This is a genomic window from Mesorhizobium sp. A623 (assembly GCF_054489405.1).
Map to the genome: position 1 here is coordinate 78499 of NZ_JBTMXB010000012.1, position 16068 is coordinate 94566.

Consider the following 16068-nt stretch of genomic DNA (forward strand, 5'->3'; position numbering starts at 1 on the left):
GTCAGCGCCCGCCGCTGCGATCAGCGGCTTGTGCGGCAAGAATCTTCTGCACCTCCGCCACCAGGTCCGTCTCCGGCACCGTTACCTGGCCGGGCCGCGCTTCTTTGTATTCGGCGTGGCCTGCAATGGCTGAGGCCTGCCGCGCGCCCTCGATCAGGTCCTTGATCTGCACAACGCCCTGCGCGCGCTCGTCGCCGCCCTGGATGACGACGATGGGAGAACCGCGTCGGTCGGCATATTTGATCTGCGCCTTCATGCCGGCGCCGCCGAGATACATTTCGGCGCGGATGCCTGCCCTGCGAAGATCGGCCACCATCTTCTGGGTGCGGCCGAGGCTTTCCGTGTCCCTGTCCATGACCAGCACGACGACGGGTGCAACCACGTCGGACGTGTCCAGCTTGCCGAGGTTCTTCAGCGCCGTCATCAGGCGCGAGACGCCGATGGAAAAGCCGGTCGCCGGCACCGGCTCGCCGCGAAAGCGCGACACCAGCCCGTCATAACGCCCGCCGCCGCCAACCGAGCCGAAGCGCACGATTTTTCCATCCTCGTTGGGGATTTCGGCCAGAAGCTCGGCTTCGTAGACCGGGCCGGTGTAGTATTCGAGGCCACGGACGACCGAGGGGTCGATACTGATGCGTCCGTCGTCATAGCCGGCAGCACGAACCATTTCATAGATAGACAGTAGCTCGCCTATTCCCTCATTTCCTGAGTGGTCCGACCCCACTGGATCGGCTAGGGCAAGCACGATAGGGATTGTCCAGTAGGCATCCGATTTAGCAGCATCTTCTTGGCGGAATATCGGCTCGCCATTCACTTTGAAGCTGCTCAAATACTCAGCCCACGACTGGTTAAAGCTAACGACCTCATCGCCAAATTTGACGGTGAGAGGCTCCTTTCCGACAATACTGGGGATTTCAAAAAGTCTAAGGATCGCATTCGCGGTCTTCGATTCCAATCCGGCGCCTGGCGTAAAATCTCCGCTTTCGTCCTTCCGACCGCTAGTCAGCAACTCCAAGACACCAGCGCGCCCGATCTTGTCGAATTTGTCGAGACTTCTAAGGACGGTGAGCTTCTGATTTTCGTCGATGCCACGGGCCTCCAGCACCCCGTCCAGCACTTTCCGGTTGTTCACCCGAATAACGTAATCGCCGCGCGCAATCCCCAGCGCCTCCATCACGTCGGCCATCATCATCGCCATTTCGGCATCGGCGGCGACGCCCGGCGTGCCGACCGTGTCGGCGTCGAACTGCATGAACTGGCGAAAACGGCCCGGCCCCGGCTTCTCGTTGCGGAACACCCAGCCGGCGCGGTAGGAGCGGAACGGTTTTGGCAGGCGCTCGTAATTTTCGGCGACATAGCGCGCCAGCGGTGCGGTCAGATCGTAGCGCAGCGACAGCCACTGCTCGTCATCGTCCTTGAAGGAAAAAACACCCTCGTTCGGCCGGTCCTGATCGGGCAGGAATTTGCCCAGCGCATCGGTGTATTCGATCAGCGGCTGGTCGGCCGGCTCGAAGCCGTAAAGCTCGTACACGTCCCGTATCTTCGCCATCATCGTCTCGACGGCGCGGATGTCTTGCGCGCTGCGATCGACCAGACCGCGCGGCAATCGCGCCTTCATCTTTTCCATTTGTCGGCCATGGGATTTGTACTCGATGTTTCGTGGGCGCCACCCAGCCAAAGGCCGCATGCGACAGCGCGGCTGTCCTAACCGATGCAGCCGGGAGCGGCAAGGGTTTGCCCCGCACCATTGCTTTTGCAAAAGAAACCAATTCCGCCTTAATCGGGGCTTTGTGCCGACATAATCACAAAAGATAACCGAGCTGAAACACAAACCTCGGGTTCCAACCGATGACCGCGCAGACAATCGAATACAATGAAGCAAGCCTGCCGAACAATGCATGCCGCCAAATTGCCGGGCGGTTCGACCTGGCCGTTCAGAAGCCAGAGATGAGCGGCATGCAGGCGGCGTTGATGACCGGCCTGCTGGTGCTGTTTCCAACCTTCGCGACGGCGGCCGCCATCGTTGCCGGCATGATGCTGACCGGCACCGCCTGAACCTGTTATGCCGGCCGCTTGAAGGCCCGACGCTCTGCTTCCACTTTCTCGCGGCAGGCACAGCCTTCGAGGTGATCGTTGACCAGCCCCATGGCCTGCATGAAGGCATAGACGGTGGTCGGGCCGACGAAACTCCAGCCGCGTTTTTTCAACTCCTTCGACAGGCGCACCGAAACGGCCGTGGTCGGGTTGGCGCGCAGATGGGCGATATCCACGATCTCCGGCCGCTCGTCCGCAGTCGGCTCGAACTTCCAGAACCAAGCGGCAAGGGAACCGCCTTCATCGGCCATTTCGCGGGCACGCCTGGCGTTGTTGATAGTGGAGACGATCTTGCCGCGATGGCGGATGATGCCGGCATCGGCGACCAGCCGCTCGACATCGGCCTCGGTGAACCTTGCTACGCGGTCGATGTCGAAACCGTCGAACGCGGCGCGAAAATTCTCGCGCTTCCTGAGGATGGTCAGCCAGGACAGACCCGACTGAAAACCCTCAAGGCAGATCTTTTCGAACAGCCGCGTGTCGTCGGCCATGGGACGGCCCCACTCATGGTCGTGATAATGGAGATAATCCGGCAGATTGCCGTGCCAGGCGCAGCGCTTGATGCCGTCGGGGCCGACGGTCAGGCCTGAATTCTCGTCATCCATGGCAAAAAACCCATTCGTTAACGTGGATAGAAGCGACTTTACCGGCGCTTTACCAGATTCCTGCACCCGCCGGTAACCACACCGAAAGCTTTACTGACATTCTCGCATTTTACGCATTCCGATTCATGTTTCGGTTGCCGCTCCGCGCCAATGATCACGCAAACCGGAAGGCAAGCCACCCGGTTCATGTGACGATCAGTTCGAGAGTGCGTCCGATGAAATTTTTGTTTCCATCCCTGCTTGGCGCGGTGGCGATCCTCGCCCTTGGCGCGAATGCGGCTGCTGCCAACGACCGCTATGCGGAACGGCCGCCCGTGACGGTCAGCCCCGATCTTTCCGCCCCCTGGGTAATGCAGCTTGGCCAGGAGCCCGGCGTCGTCGTGCGGAAAACCCGCCCGGCGCCCGTCGCCACGCGCCAGCAAAGGCGCAGCGTCCAGCCCGTCGACCGGGTCCAGGTGCAGCCGGACCGGGTTCGGACCGCGGCCGTAGGCGCGCCGACTCGGAAGCTGGTCAGGCACCGGGAAATCAATCCGATCTACCTGCCGCGCGAAGTCGCCTATGACGGTCCGCAAAAACCCGGCACCATCGTCATCGATACGACCCAGAATTTCCTCTATCTGGTCGAGAAGGATGGCATGGCGCGGCGCTACGGCGTCGGCACCGGCAAGCCCGGTTTCGAATGGGCCGGAACCCACAAGGTCAGCCAGAAGCGCGAATGGCCGGACTGGCGTCCGCCTGCCGAAATGATCGCACGCGAAAAGGCCAAGGGCCGCTACCTGCCGACGCATCTGGCCGGCGGCATCGAAAACCCGCTTGGCGCGCGCGCGCTCTATCTCGGCTCGACGCTTTACCGGATTCACGGCACCAACCAGCCCTGGACCATCGGCGGTTCGGTGTCGTCGGGCTGCATCCGCATGCGCAACGAAGACGTGGTCGATCTCTATGAGCGTGTGCCGGTCGGCACGACCGTGGTGGTGATGTAGCGCCCACTCAACAACGGGGGACGGACCGCTTGGGAACGCGGCCGGTCGCGAAAAGGGCAGTCCGGGAAACCGGCTGCCCTTTTTGTTTGTCGGGGTTGGTTGCGACAGAGTCTTCCTCCCCCTTGTGGGGAGGGGTTAGGGGTGGGGGTATCCCCGCTCGAACAAAGCCCTCAGTCGCACCGAAAGCACCGAACTGCGCTTTCGAACTGCCCTTTGCTGCGTCCGTCTGCTATGTAGGCGCAAAATCCACCGGCAGAAGGTCCGCCATGTCCCTCTCAGACGATAGCCGCTACTTGAAGGGCGCTCCGGTCGCGCAGCGCATCATGGCCGAGGTCGCCCGCGACGCGGCGGAGGCGACGGCGCAGGGCTTTCCACCCAAGCTGGTGTCGATCACCGTCGGCGACGTAGCGGCGGTCAGTGTCTATGTGCGCAACCAGCGCGCCAAGGCCGAACAGGCCGGCATCGGCTTCGAGGAGCGGAATTTTCCGGCCGACCTGACGGCTGGCGAGTTGGAAGCGGCGATCCACGGCATGAACGCCGATCCGCGCATCACCGGCATCATCATCCAGCGCCCGGTGCCGCCGCATATCCCGATCAAGGCGATCCAGGCGGCGGTGCATCCGCTCAAGGACGTGGAGGGCATGCATCCGGCTTCCATCGGCAACATCGTCTATAACGAGCTTGACCTCGCGCCCTGCACGGCCGCCGCTTCGGTCGAACTGCTCAAGGAAACCGGCCTCGATCTCAAGGGGCTGGAGGTGGTCGTCGTCGGCCATTCGGAAATCGTCGGCAAGCCGATCGCCTTTCTCTTGATGAGCGAAGGGGCGACGGTGACGGTCTGCCATCACATGACGCGCTCGGTGGCGGCGCATGCGCGGCGCGCCGATGCATTGTTCGTCGCGGTGGGCAAGCCGCGCCTGATCAAGGCCGACATGGTCAAGCCGGGCGCCGCGGTCATCGACATCGGCATCAATTCCGAGATCGGCCCGGACGGCAAGAGCCGCATCGTCGGCGACGTCGACACCGAAAGCGTGCGGCATGTCGCTTCGTGGATCACCCCGGTGCCGGGGGGCGTCGGGCCGATCACGGTATCGATCCTGCTGCGCAACACCATGGTCGCGCTCAGCCGCCAGCGCGCTCTGTACCGGGACAGCTACACGGCGGAAAAACTGGCAGCGGAGTAGCGTTGGAACTGCGCCAAGGGCCCCTCTCCGTCTCGCTTCGCGAGCCACCTCTCCCCAAAAGAGGCGAGGAACCGGAACCCGCGAGGGTTCGTGTTCTTCAAAAAGTACGAAGCGCCACGTTCAGGTGGGCGCACTGTCTTTGCTTGACGTAGATCAAGCCGAACCTGGGTTCCTCGCCCCTTTGGGGAGAGGTGGTTCGCAAAGCGAGACGGAGAGGGGCTCTTGCGCCCTACGCGCCGTCCACCAGCCCTTCCGGCTTCGGTCCGCCATAGGCCCAGTCGAGCAGCTTGATCGTATGCACCACCGGCATGCCGGCAGCGGACGCGATCTGCGTGATGCAGCCGATATTGCCGGTGGCGACAATGGCCGCGCCGGTCGCCTCGATGTTCTTCACCTTGCGGTCGCGCAGGCGGGCGGAAATCTCGGGCTGCATGATGTTGTAGGTGCCGGCCGAGCCGCAGCACAGATGCCCCTCGCGCGGCTCCTTCACCACGAAACCTGCCCTGGCCAAAAGCTCCTTCGGTTCGCGAACGATCTTCTGGCCATGCTGCATCGAGCAGGCCGAATGATAGGCGACGACGGTGCCGGGCTTTTGCGCCGGCTCCGGCAGGTCGAGCGCGTACAGGAACTCGGTGATGTCCTTGGCCAGCGCCGAAACCCTTGCCGCCTTGTCCGCATAGTCCGGATCGAGCCGCAGCATGAAGCCGTAATCCTTGATTGTCGTGCCGCAGCCGGATGCCGTAATGATTATGGCGTCGAGGCCGCCGCTCTCGATCTGCCGCATCCATGCGTCGACATTCTGCCGGGCGGAAGCCAGCGCCTGTTCCTCTTTGCCCATATGATGCACCAGCGCACCGCAGCAGCCTTCGCCTTCCGGCACCACCACCTCGACACCAAGCCGGTTAAGCAGCGAAATCGTCGCCTCGTTGATGCCCGGATCGAGCACAGGTTGCGCGCAGCCGGTGAGGATGGCGACGCGTTTTTTTCGCGCTCCAGCGGTGGATGCGTGAACGCCGGGCTGCGCCATGGGCGATGCGGTGGGCACCGCCGCAGGAGCCAGCCGCAGCATGGCGGCAAGCGGTTTCAGCGCAGGCACCGTGTCGAACAGGCCGGCAAACGGCTTGCCCAGCTTCGCCAGTTTCAGCGCTGTGCGAAACCGTGACGGATAGGGCAGCACGAAAGCCAGCAGCGCGCGGATGGCGCGATTGGGCAGCGGGCGCTTGTAAGTCTTTTCGATATGGGCGCGGGCATGATCGACCAGATGCATGTAGTTGACGCCGGACGGGCAAGTGGTCATGCAGGCGAGGCAGGACAGGCAGCGGTCGATATGGGTGACGATCTCACTATCGGCGGCACGGCCGTTTTCCAGCATGTCCTTGATCAGATAAATACGCCCGCGCGGCGAATCCAGTTCGTTGCCCAGCGTCACATAGGTCGGGCAGGTCGCCGTGCAGAAGCCGCAATGTACGCATTTGCGCAGGATCTTTTCCGATTCCGCGACATGCGGATCGGCAAGCTGGGCGAGCGTGAATGAGGTCTGCACGGTGCTGTCCTAACGGCCCAGAAGCCAGCTATTCGCGTTTGCGATTGGTGCGCCACGCGATACGGCCTGCAGCCCGATGATGCAGCGGGCAATGACCCAAACCACGGTTACAAACACCAGCACAAAACCGATGGCGACGAGCATCAGCAGGCACGAGGCCAGCCCATACAGGAGCCCGATCCAGAACGTGCGGATCAAAAACGTGTAGTGGGTATCCACCCAGGCCTCGGACTTGCCCCGGTTGACATAGGCAAATACCAGCCCGATCAGGCTGCTGATGCCAACGACAAAGCCGGCAAGATAAAGAATATAGACCAGTTGTGCATTGGTGCGCCCCGGCGCGAACCAACCGCCGTCCTGGCGTGATCCGATCGGTTCGTTGTTCGTGTCGCTCATGACATCCCCTCTGTTGCTTGAACGGGTGGCAAGCTAGCAGAAGATGCCGCCCACGCCATCCGGCCGGGGTTGAGGATATTCTTCGGATCGAATTCGGCCTTCAGCCGCGCCGACAGGGCGGCAAGTGCCGGTGCCTGCGGCTCGAAAACCGGTATGCTCGCGCGCTCTGTGGGTGCCGCGCGCACCAGCGTTGCATGACCGCCGCCATGCCGCTTTACCAGCGCGCGTAGCAGGTCGGCTTCCGGCTCGCCGTGTTCCATGCGCAGCCAGATCAGCCCGCCCTGCCAGTCGTATAAAGCCGAAACGGCGGTCTGCATCCGCAAGGTCATCACCATGGCGTGGCCATCGGCCGGAGCCATCGACACGCGCCAGACCGGTTTTTTCCCGGCGCCCGCGAAGGGCACGCAGTCGCGAATATCGGCCCATATTTTTCGCGACGTTTCCCCGGAAATCTCTTCCAGCGCGCCGGCATTCTTCAGCAGGCTTTTCAGCGTTTCGATGCGGTAAGCGACGGACGGGCCAAAGCCCTCGACGCGCAGCACGGTCGCTGCATCGTTGCCGAGCGCACCACCAGCGACACGCGCCACGGCGGGATAGGGCAAATGTGCCGCGCTCGACACTTCGGCGCTGGACCCGACCGCCATTGCCATGGCGGCGGCAGCGTGTTCGTCGAGCAGGCTGCGCACGGCAAGCGTCGTTTCGGTTTCGGCGGAAGGCAGCACCTTGAAGGTGAGGTCGGTGACGACGGCCAGCGTGCCCCAGCTATTGGCCATCAGCTTGGACATGTCGTAGCCGGTGACGTTCTTGACCACCCGCCCGCCGGATTTGAACGCCTCGCCCCGGCCAGAAACCGCATTGATGCCGAGGATGTGGTCACGCGCGGCCCCCGCCTTCAGCCGGCGAGGACCGGAGAGGTTTGCCGCAAGCACGCCGCCGAGGGTCCCCCTGCCCGGCTCGCCGCCCAGCAAGGGTCCATAGTCCATGGGTTCGAAGGCAAGTTGCTGACCGTTGTCGGCAAGCAGGTTTTCGATCTCGGCAAGCGGCGTGCCGGCGCGCGCGGACAGCACCAGTTCCGCCGGCTCGTACAGCGTGACGCCGGAAAGTTGTGCCAGGTCGAGCGTGTGGGCCGTCTGCGAAGGCCGGCCAATGCCACGCTTGGAGCCATGCCCGACGATTTCCAGCGGCGCTTCTTCCGCCAACGCCCCCTGGACGGCGGAGAGAACTTCGGCGGCGGTGGTGGGGGTAAAGGTGGTCAACTCAAAACCTCGGAATGTCGGGGAACGGCAGTTTGCCGCCCGATATATGCATGCGACCGAGTTCGGCGCAGCGGCGCAGTTGCGGGAAAACCTTGCCGGGGTTGAGCAAGTGGTTGGGGTCGAAGGCGCATTTGACGCGCATCTGGTGATCGAGATCGATCTGGTTGAACATCTCCGGCATGAGGTCGCGCTTTTCGACGCCGACGCCGTGCTCGCCTGTCAGGACGCCGCCGACCCTGACGCACAGCCGCAGAATATCGGCACCGAAATCCTCGGCCTTCCTCAACTCGCCCGGTACGTTCGCATCATAGAGGATCAGCGGATGCAGATTGCCGTCGCCGGCATGGAAGACATTGGCGACGCCAAGGCCGTATTGCTCCGACAACTCGCGCATGCCGGCCAGCACTTTCGGCAATTGTCCGCGCGGAATGGTACCGTCCATGCAATAATAATCCGGCGAGATGCGCCCGACCGCCGGGAACGCGGCCTTACGCCCCGCCCAGAAGGTCAGCCGCTCGTCCTCGCTCTGCGAAATGCGGCAGGTGGTGGAGCCATTACGAATGGCGATCGCCTCAACTGCCGTGATGAGATGATCGACCTCGACGCCCGGCCCATCCAGTTCGACGATCAGCAGCGCCTCGACATCGAGCGGATAGTCGGCGTGGACGAAATCCTCGGCTGCGTGGATCGCCGGGCGATCCATCATCTCCATGCCGCCCGGAATGATGCCGGCACCGATGATGTCGGCAACGCACTGGCCGCCCTGTTCGCTGGTCGGAAAGCCGATCAGCAGCGCGCGCGCCGTTTCAGGCTTTTTCAATATGCGCACGGTGACCTCGGTGACGACGCCCAGAAGCCCCTCCGAGCCAGTCATGACGCCGAGCAGGTCGTAGCCTTCGGCGTCCAGATGCTTGCCACCGAGACGGATGACCTCGCCGTTCATCAGCACCATTTCGATGCCGAGCACATTGTTGGCGGTCAGCCCGTATTTCAGGCAATGCACGCCGCCGGAATTTTCCGCGACATTGCCGCCGATCGAGCAGGCGATCTGGGAGGATGGGTCGGGGGCGTAATAAAAGCCCTCCTGCTCGACGGCGGTGGTGATGCCGAGATTGGTGACGCCCGGCTGGGCGACAACCGTGCGATTGGGAAAGTCGATGTCGAGGATACGGTTGAAGCGGCTCATCACCAGAAGCACGGCATCTTCCAGCGGCAGCGCCCCGCCCGACAGCGAGGTGCCGGAGCCGCGCGGCACCACGCGGATGTTTCTTGCGTCGCAATATTTCAGGATGCGGGAAACCTGCGCGACCGTTTCCGGCAGCACCACGACCAACGGCAACTGGCGATAGGCGGTCAGCCCGTCGCTTTCGAAGACGCGCATGGAGTTTTCGGCATCGACGACGCCCTCGCCCGGTACGATCTGGCGCATGTCGGCGACGATTTCGACGCGGCGCGCCAGCGTGGCATCGTCGGGTTTCGGCATGACAAGGCCGGACATTCGCAGCACCCCTCGCTTCACTGGTAAAAAGCTTTTACCAGTTGGATCGATTGCTTGCAAATGCCGCAGTGGATGAATCCGGATGCGACGCCACGCGCCGCTTCCGGAGCGTCAAATGGCCGCTACCGTTCTACTCTCCGGGCGTCTTGCCCGGCTCCGAATGGCTGCGCTGCACGCGGCGCACACCCCACCAGACCAGCAGGATCGCCACCGGCACCGACGCGGCGGTGATGATCTCCGGCGCGAAGGCATGGCCGAATATGGATGCGCCCTTGGCCAGATACCCGATCAGCCCGACGACGTAATAGGAAACGGCCGCGACCGAGAGCCCCTCCACCGTTTGCTGGAGCCGCAGTTGCAGGCGCGCGCGGTTGTTCATCGAGGCAAGCACGTCGCGGTTCTGCTTCTCGAGTTCGACATCGACCCAGGTGCGCAGCAGCGTGGTGGCGCGTGTCAGTTTGCGCGACAGATTGGCTTGGCGTTCCTCGACCGAGCGGCAGGTGCGCATGGCGGGGGCGACGCGGCGCTGCAGGAAACCAGCCCAGGTGTCGTAGCCGGGCACCGGCGCTTCATCCAGCGCCTCAAGCCGCTCGCGCACGATGCCGTCATAGGCGCGGCTGGCGCCGAAGCGGTAGAGGCTCGACGCGGCATCCGCCTCCAGTTCGGCCGCCAATTCGGTGAGATCGGCCAGCAGGGTCTGGCTATCGCGCGTTTCGGAGGCCTTCATTTCGCGGGTGATGGCGGCCAGCCTGTCTTCTATACGGCGCGCCCTGCCCGACAGCGCCAGCGCCAGCGGCAGGCCAAGCATGGCCAGCGTCCGGTATGTCTCGATATCGATGAGGCGCTGCGACAGCGCACCGGTCCGTGCCGGCGTCAGGCCCCGGTCGAGCACCAGAATGCGGGTCAGCCCGTCGCCGTCCTGGCGGAAATCGGTGACGATGGCGGCCTTGCCGTTCTCGACCAGCGAGTAGCATAGGCTTGTCGGGTCGAAGCCGGCGATCAGCTTTTCGGCAGCTGCGGTCCATTTGCGGATTTCCAGCCTGATGCCGGAAATGACCGTTCCGGGCGGCGAAAATCCGTTGCCGAACGGTGATTGCTGCTGGACGCGGCCATTTCCGCCAAGCGGCCCTTCGAACAGATAGGTGGAGAATTCGGTGTGGCGCTCCCAGCGCAGCGAGCCGTTCCCCCATGGCATGGCGTAGTGCCGCGCCTGATGCTCGGGCTCGGCGACGCCCAGCCGACGCGACAATTCGCACAGCACGGCGTGATCGACGCTGGCACCGCCCTCGGTCATGAAGGACAGTTGAACCATGACGCGCGGCGTGCGGACCAGCGGCTGTGGCCGCGCATGAACCTCGCCCAGGGCGCCGGAGCGGCCTTCATGGGTCGGAAAGCCCATGACGCTGCCCGTCGTGCGCGGCTGGAACTGGAGATTGGCAGGGTTGTTCGGCACGGGTGGTTCCCTCGGCTTGGCCAGCCTGCAACGCCTTTGCGACTAAGACCAATTTCCAGGCGACGCAAACGGAACTTGGGAGCGAGCTTGATGGCCGGCATGATAGCAGAAAGAGCCGGGATCGAATAATTGGATAAATAATTTGACCAGTTGATGCCGCTGCCTTTATCCTTGGCGCCGGCCGTCGAACCACAGGCACGCAGGTGAGCGACATTTTCTCCAGGATCGAACATTCGCGCACCGCCGACGAGGTGGTGGAGCAGATCGAGAGCCTTCTCCTGGAAGGGGTTCTCTCGACCGGCGACCGGCTTCCCGGCGAGCGCGAGCTTTCGCTTCAGTTCGAGGTATCCCGGCCGATCCTGCGCGACGCCTTGAAAACGCTGGAAATGCGCGGGCTTTTGACGACACGCCATGGCGGCGGCACGCATGTCGCCGACGTGATTGGCCAGGTCTTTTCGAAGCCGGTGGTGGATTTGTTCGCCACCCACAGCAAAGCGGCACGCGATTATCTTGAATATCGGCGCGAAATCGAAGGCGTGGCGGCCGAATATGCGGCGCGACGCGCTACCGCTCACGATTTCGCGCTGCTCGACGGCATCATGGAGCGCATGGACGAGGCGCACCGCACCGGCAATTTCGAAGACGAAGCGGAGATCGACGTCGAATTCCACCACACGGTCGGCGAATGCGCCCACAACATCATCTTGCTGCACACTTTGCGCTCCTGCTACCGGCTCCTGTCGGAAGGCGTCTTCCAGAACCGCCTGCTGGTGTTCGCATTGCCCGGCGCGCGCGAGGCGCTGCTTGCCCAGCACCGCGCCATCTATTCGGCGGTCAAGGCCGGCGATCCGCCCGGCGCTCGCAAGGCGGCGATGGACCACATCACCTATGTCGAGTGTTCCATGGCGGAAGCCGAGCGCAACGACGAGTGGCAGCGCGTGTCGCGGCTGAGGCTGCGCCAGCGCTCGCCTGCCAATGAAGCCAACTCCTAGCAACCGGAACACGCCATGAGCCTCGATCTCACCATCGCCGACCTGAAGGAAAAGGCACGCCGGCGCGTGCCGAAAATGTTTTTCGACTATGCCGATTCCGGCGCGCTGACGGAGAGCACCTATGCCGCCAACGAAGCGGATTTCGGCAAGATCAAGCTGCGCCAGCGCGTGCTGGTCGACATAACCAACCGTTCGCTCGCCTCCACCATGGTCGGCGAGAAAGTGTCGATGCCGGTGGCGCTGGCGCCGACCGGCTCGACCGGCATGCAGCACGCGGACGGAGAGATGCTGGCGGCGCAGGCGGCGGAAGAATTCGGCGTGCCCTTCACGCTTTCCACCATGAGCATCTGCTCGATCGAGGACGTCGCCTCGGTGACGACAAAGCCGTTCTGGTTCCAGCTCTACGTGATGCGCGACCGGGACTTCGTCTATAATCTGATCGACCGGGCCAAAGCCGCGAAATGCTCGGCGCTGGTGCTGACGCTCGACTTGCAAATTCTGGCCCAGCGCCACAAGGATTTGCGCAACGGCCTGTCCGCCCCGCCCAAATTCACGCCGAGCAGTGTGTGGCAACTGGCGACGCGGCCGGGCTGGTGCCTCAAGATGGCGGGGACACCGCGCCGCACCTTCAGGAACATCGTCGGCCACGCCAAGAGCGTGAAAGACCTGTCGTCGCTTGCCGCATGGACCAACGAGCAGTTCGACCCGCAGCTTTCGTGGAAGGATGTAGAATGGATCAAGCAGCGCTGGGGCGGCAAGCTGATCCTCAAGGGCATCCTCGACAAGGAAGACGCGATCATGGCCGCGAAGACAGGTGCTGACGCGATCATCGTCTCCAACCATGGCGGCCGCCAGCTTGACGGCGCGCCTTCCTCGATCTCGGTGCTGGAAGGGATCGTCGATGCCGTGGGCGACAGAATAGAAGTCCATATGGATGGCGGCATCCGCTCGGGCCAGGACGTGCTGCGGGCGCTGTGCCTCGGCGCCAAGGGCACCTATATCGGCCGCCCCTTCCTGTACGGGCTGGGTGCGGGCGGCAAGGCCGGCGTGACCAAGGCGCTGGAGATCATCCGCAAGGAACTGGACACCACGCTGGCGCTGTGCGGCAAGCGCGACATCCTCGATGTCGGCAAGGACATGCTGCATCGATAGGATGGGCGCATCGATGAGCGGCATACATTTTCGCGATGCGCGCGCGCCGGACGGCATGCGTCTCCATGCCATCGGCGACGTGCATGGCCGGCTCGACCTGCTGGCCGCGATGCATGCCCACATCAACGCCGACCTGGCGCGAGACGGGGTCGCCGACTGGCGCGTCGTGCATCTCGGCGACTATGTGGACAGGGGGCCGGGCTCGAAGGGCGTCCTCGATCTGCTGGTCGCGGCCCGCAAGCGCGATCCGCGCACCGTCATGCTAGCCGGCAATCACGATCTCGGTTTTCTCGAATTCCTCGATCATCCGGACCCGGCAAGCCTGTTCGTGCAGTATGGCGGCGTGCAGACGGCAAAGTCCTACGGCGTCGACCTGGAACAGGATAAGACCGGCCTGTTCCGGCACCCGAAGAACAGCTTGCGAACAAGCCATGCGGAACTGGTCGAGGCCGTGCCGGCCAGTCATGTCGAATTTCTGCGGGCGCTGGCGTTTTCAGCAAGTTTCGGCGACTTCTTCTTCTGCCACGCGGGTATCCGCCCCGGCATCGCGCTGGAACAGCAGGATCGCCAGGACCTGATCTGGATACGCGACGTCTTTCACAACCATTCCGGCCTCTACCCGAAAGTGATCGTGCACGGCCACACGCCGAACGAGGAGGCCGAAATCCTGGCCAACCGGGTCAATGTCGACACCCTTGCCTACCGGTCGGGCCGGCTCACCGCGCTCGTCGTGGACGGCGCGAAAAAGGAAATCCTGACGGTGTCGGAAGACGGGACGGTTCAGCGCAGCGAAGCGGTGACGCCGTAGCCGTCGACGGCATTGTGATTGCTGGCCGCATCGGCGGCATAGATGCCGAGGCCGCACAGCACGATGGCCGAGAGCATGGCAAAAGACAGGAACGCAGCTTTCACGGTCGTCATCTCTGTTGAACTTCCTGCATCCCTGCACGAGTACGGTTACCAATGCATTGAAACGCGCAAATCGCCTGAATGTTTCAACGCTTTTTCACATTATTTGCACTGCATGCACGGCGTTAGCGCATGCCGCAGAACGTGGGTCTTCTAGGGGAGCGGCCGGGCACAAGCCAAGGGTGAATCCCAGCGTTCACAGCGGATTCCGCCCGGCGTGCCAAAATTGCCACGGCTTCCCCAGCGTCATGTCGATCAAGGGTCTACGCCTTCAGATCGTGGCCACCCAGGCGCGGGCGATCGCCAGGCCGGCGGCATCGGCGGCGGGGCCATGCTCGGCCATTTCATCGTCGAGCCTTTCGGCCCAATCGGGGCGGCGCGAAGCGATCAGCGACGCAAATTCCGTGCTCCAGTAACGCACCAGCTGCCGGTCGGCCTCGAAATGGAACTGGAAGCCATAGACGGCGCGGCCGAGCCGAAACGCCTGATTTTCCGCAACGCTGCTGCCGGCCAGCCTGACCGCACCCGGCGGCAGCGAAAATGTGTCGTCATGCCATTCGAAAATCGGAAATTTCTCCGGCAACGCGCCGAGCACGGCGTCTTCTTTCGCTTCCGGTGTCAGCGAAACGCCGCACCAGCCGAACTCGGTGGCCCCGCCGACCTGGTTGAGGCCACCGAAAGCGCGCGCGATGAGCTGGCTGCCCAGGCAGATGCCAAGCACGGCCTTGTTGCGGGCCGCAAAGTCGCGGATCAGGTCCAGCAGAGCCGGGAAATATGGATAGTCGACATCCGCCAGCGCGTTCTGGCCGCCGCCCAGAATCGCCACCGCGTCGTGGCTGGCGGCATTGTCGGGCAATGCATCGCCCAGATAGGGCCGGACATGATCGATTTCGGCGCCGACTTCCGCAAGGGCCGCGCCCACTTGCCCAAGCCCTGTATTGCCGTAATTTTCAACGATAAGGACGCGCATCGATATACCCTGCCGGAAAAATGACCCGATGCGCGATACCACGAGCCGCCCGGACGACCAAGCCGGACACGCAAAGGACAAGCGCTGTGCCACTTCAAAATCGTGTCGACCCGTTCGGCGCCGTCCATGCCGTGCCGGAGCGCGGCCTTTTCACCGGCAATCGCGGCATCATCCACGATCCGGCGACCAAGACGCTGCTGAAAAGGCGCTGGACGCTGAAGGCATGGATCGTCTGCGTCTGCGATTTCAAAAACGTGCGGCGCGATCCGATGGGCCTCAACGGCCCCTTGCAGGGCAACGGACAGGCAGGTGCCGGATGGACCGAACTGTTCTTCCTCGACGAAGTGACCGCACTGGCGGCCGGGCACCGCCCCTGCTTTTACTGCCGGCGCGAGCGCGCGACGGATTTCATGCAGCGTTTCGGCACCGCCTTCGGCATCGAAAAGCCGCGCGCGCCCATGCTCGACCAAAGGCTGCACAGGGAACGGCTGGCTTGCGGCGGGACGCTGGCTTCGGCGCCAGATCTGGCGGCGCTGCCCGACGGCGCGATTATCGCGGATGGCGAAACAATTTACGCGCTGCGCGAAGGCACAGCGCTGCGCTGGTCGTTCGGAGGCTACCGGGACCGGCATGATTTCAGCGCACTGCAAGGCCGCCCCCTGAAGCTGGTGACCCCGCCGACAACCGTCGAAATATTGCGCGCCGGCTATCGGCCGATATGGGCGGCAGCATAGGCAAGGTAAATCAGGAAACGGGTGGCGAGGCCCCAATCCGCAGGCCTAACTGATCTCCAATGCATCTCTGGCTGCGGAGCCCTAAAATGAATGCGCTGCTTTCATTTCACACCCTTTGCGCATCGCGAGGCGACGGACTGTTGCCGGAATTCGTCGCCTTGCTGCAACGCCCGCCCGAACTCGTCCGGGCCGAACTGGAATTTGCCGAGGTGATCCGCCTGCATGCCGAGAGCCGGGAGGAAATCCCCCCTGCACCTCGACTTGGTGCTTCTCCGCCTTGACGAAGAAGCCGCCCTGCC

Annotated in this window: 16 protein-coding genes and 1 pseudogene; 8 read left to right on the top strand and 9 right to left on the bottom strand. The window is 63.3% G+C overall.

Going from position 1 to position 16068, the window contains the following annotated elements; all coding sequences use genetic code 11:
- Position 1 precedes the first annotated feature (1 nt).
- Positions 2-1638, bottom strand: a pseudogene (gene hisS, locus ACX3P1_RS14485) (histidine--tRNA ligase).
- Between the two features lie 210 nt (positions 1639-1848).
- On the opposite strand from hisS, the gene ACX3P1_RS14490 reads away from it, so the two are divergent.
- Positions 1849-2055 carry a hypothetical protein gene (locus ACX3P1_RS14490; protein WP_459080291.1) on the top strand — a complete coding sequence of 69 codons (207 nt, stop codon included), beginning with the start codon at positions 1849-1851 and terminating at the stop codon, positions 2053-2055.
- Between the two features lie 5 nt (positions 2056-2060).
- On the opposite strand, the gene ACX3P1_RS14495 is transcribed toward ACX3P1_RS14490, so the two are convergent.
- Positions 2061-2699: a DNA-3-methyladenine glycosylase I gene (locus ACX3P1_RS14495; protein ID WP_459080292.1), complete on the bottom strand. Its 639-nt coding sequence runs from the start codon at positions 2697-2699 to the stop codon at positions 2061-2063.
- A 215-nt stretch (positions 2700-2914) separates the two neighbouring features.
- Here ACX3P1_RS14495 and ACX3P1_RS14500 point away from each other — a divergent pair, with 215 nt between their 5' ends.
- Positions 2915-3682: a L,D-transpeptidase gene (locus ACX3P1_RS14500; protein WP_459080293.1), complete on the top strand. Its 768-nt coding sequence runs from the start codon at positions 2915-2917 to the stop codon at positions 3680-3682.
- A 266-nt stretch (positions 3683-3948) separates the two neighbouring features.
- On the top strand, positions 3949-4866 hold the full coding sequence (locus tag ACX3P1_RS14505; RefSeq protein WP_459080294.1) for a bifunctional 5,10-methylenetetrahydrofolate dehydrogenase/5,10-methenyltetrahydrofolate cyclohydrolase: 918 nt from the start codon (positions 3949-3951) through the stop codon (positions 4864-4866).
- A 229-nt stretch (positions 4867-5095) separates the two neighbouring features.
- Here the strand turns inward: ACX3P1_RS14505 and glcF are convergent, their stop codons facing one another.
- The 5 genes from glcF to ACX3P1_RS14530 form a co-directional block, all read right to left on the bottom strand.
- Positions 5096-6409 (bottom strand): glycolate oxidase subunit GlcF, encoded by a 1314-nt coding sequence (gene glcF / locus ACX3P1_RS14510; RefSeq protein ID WP_459080296.1) that lies wholly within the window; start codon positions 6407-6409, stop codon positions 5096-5098.
- A 9-nt stretch (positions 6410-6418) separates the two neighbouring features.
- Positions 6419-6805 (bottom strand): DUF4870 family protein, encoded by a 387-nt coding sequence (locus tag ACX3P1_RS14515; protein ID WP_459080297.1) that lies wholly within the window; start codon positions 6803-6805, stop codon positions 6419-6421.
- On the bottom strand, positions 6802-8061 hold the full coding sequence (glcE, locus tag ACX3P1_RS14520; RefSeq protein ID WP_459080298.1) for a glycolate oxidase subunit GlcE: 1260 nt from the start codon (positions 8059-8061) through the stop codon (positions 6802-6804). The genes ACX3P1_RS14515 and glcE overlap by 4 nt, the downstream gene beginning before the upstream one ends.
- Position 8062: 1 nt before the next feature.
- Positions 8063-9559: an FAD-linked oxidase C-terminal domain-containing protein gene (locus ACX3P1_RS14525; protein WP_459080299.1), complete on the bottom strand. Its 1497-nt coding sequence runs from the start codon at positions 9557-9559 to the stop codon at positions 8063-8065.
- Positions 9560-9689: 130 nt separating this feature from the next.
- Complete coding sequence (locus ACX3P1_RS14530; protein ID WP_459080376.1) at positions 9690-10958, bottom strand: DUF3422 family protein; 1269 nt, start codon at positions 10956-10958, stop codon at positions 9690-9692.
- A 257-nt stretch (positions 10959-11215) separates the two neighbouring features.
- On the opposite strand from ACX3P1_RS14530, the gene ACX3P1_RS14535 reads away from it, so the two are divergent.
- From ACX3P1_RS14535 to ACX3P1_RS14545, 3 genes are read left to right on the top strand one after another with little or no spacing between them, the layout of a single operon-like run.
- Positions 11216-12004, top strand: a complete 789-nt coding sequence (locus ACX3P1_RS14535) for an FCD domain-containing protein (RefSeq protein ID WP_459080300.1) — start codon at positions 11216-11218, stop codon at positions 12002-12004.
- 15 nt (positions 12005-12019) lie between these two features.
- Positions 12020-13156 carry an alpha-hydroxy acid oxidase gene (locus ACX3P1_RS14540; RefSeq protein WP_459080301.1) on the top strand — a complete coding sequence of 379 codons (1137 nt, stop codon included), beginning with the start codon at positions 12020-12022 and terminating at the stop codon, positions 13154-13156.
- Positions 13157-13169: 13 nt separating this feature from the next.
- Positions 13170-13964 (top strand): metallophosphoesterase, encoded by a 795-nt coding sequence (locus tag ACX3P1_RS14545; RefSeq protein WP_459080302.1) that lies wholly within the window; start codon positions 13170-13172, stop codon positions 13962-13964.
- On the opposite strand, the gene ACX3P1_RS14550 is transcribed toward ACX3P1_RS14545, so the two are convergent.
- Positions 13937-14077: a hypothetical protein gene (locus ACX3P1_RS14550; RefSeq protein ID WP_459080303.1), complete on the bottom strand. Its 141-nt coding sequence runs from the start codon at positions 14075-14077 to the stop codon at positions 13937-13939. The genes ACX3P1_RS14545 and ACX3P1_RS14550 overlap by 28 nt on opposite strands.
- A gap of 259 nt (positions 14078-14336) precedes the next feature.
- On the bottom strand, positions 14337-15035 hold the full coding sequence (locus tag ACX3P1_RS14555) for a type 1 glutamine amidotransferase (RefSeq protein ID WP_459080304.1): 699 nt from the start codon (positions 15033-15035) through the stop codon (positions 14337-14339).
- A gap of 86 nt (positions 15036-15121) precedes the next feature.
- Between ACX3P1_RS14555 and ACX3P1_RS14560 the strand changes: the two genes are divergently transcribed.
- Both ACX3P1_RS14560 and ACX3P1_RS14565 read left to right on the top strand, forming a co-directional pair.
- Positions 15122-15769, top strand: a complete 648-nt coding sequence (locus ACX3P1_RS14560) for a hypothetical protein (RefSeq protein ID WP_459080305.1) — start codon at positions 15122-15124, stop codon at positions 15767-15769.
- 86 nt (positions 15770-15855) lie between these two features.
- Entirely contained in the window at positions 15856-16050 is a 195-nt protein-coding gene (locus tag ACX3P1_RS14565) for a hypothetical protein (RefSeq protein WP_459080306.1), read from the top strand.
- The last annotated feature ends 18 nt before the right edge of the window (positions 16051-16068 follow it).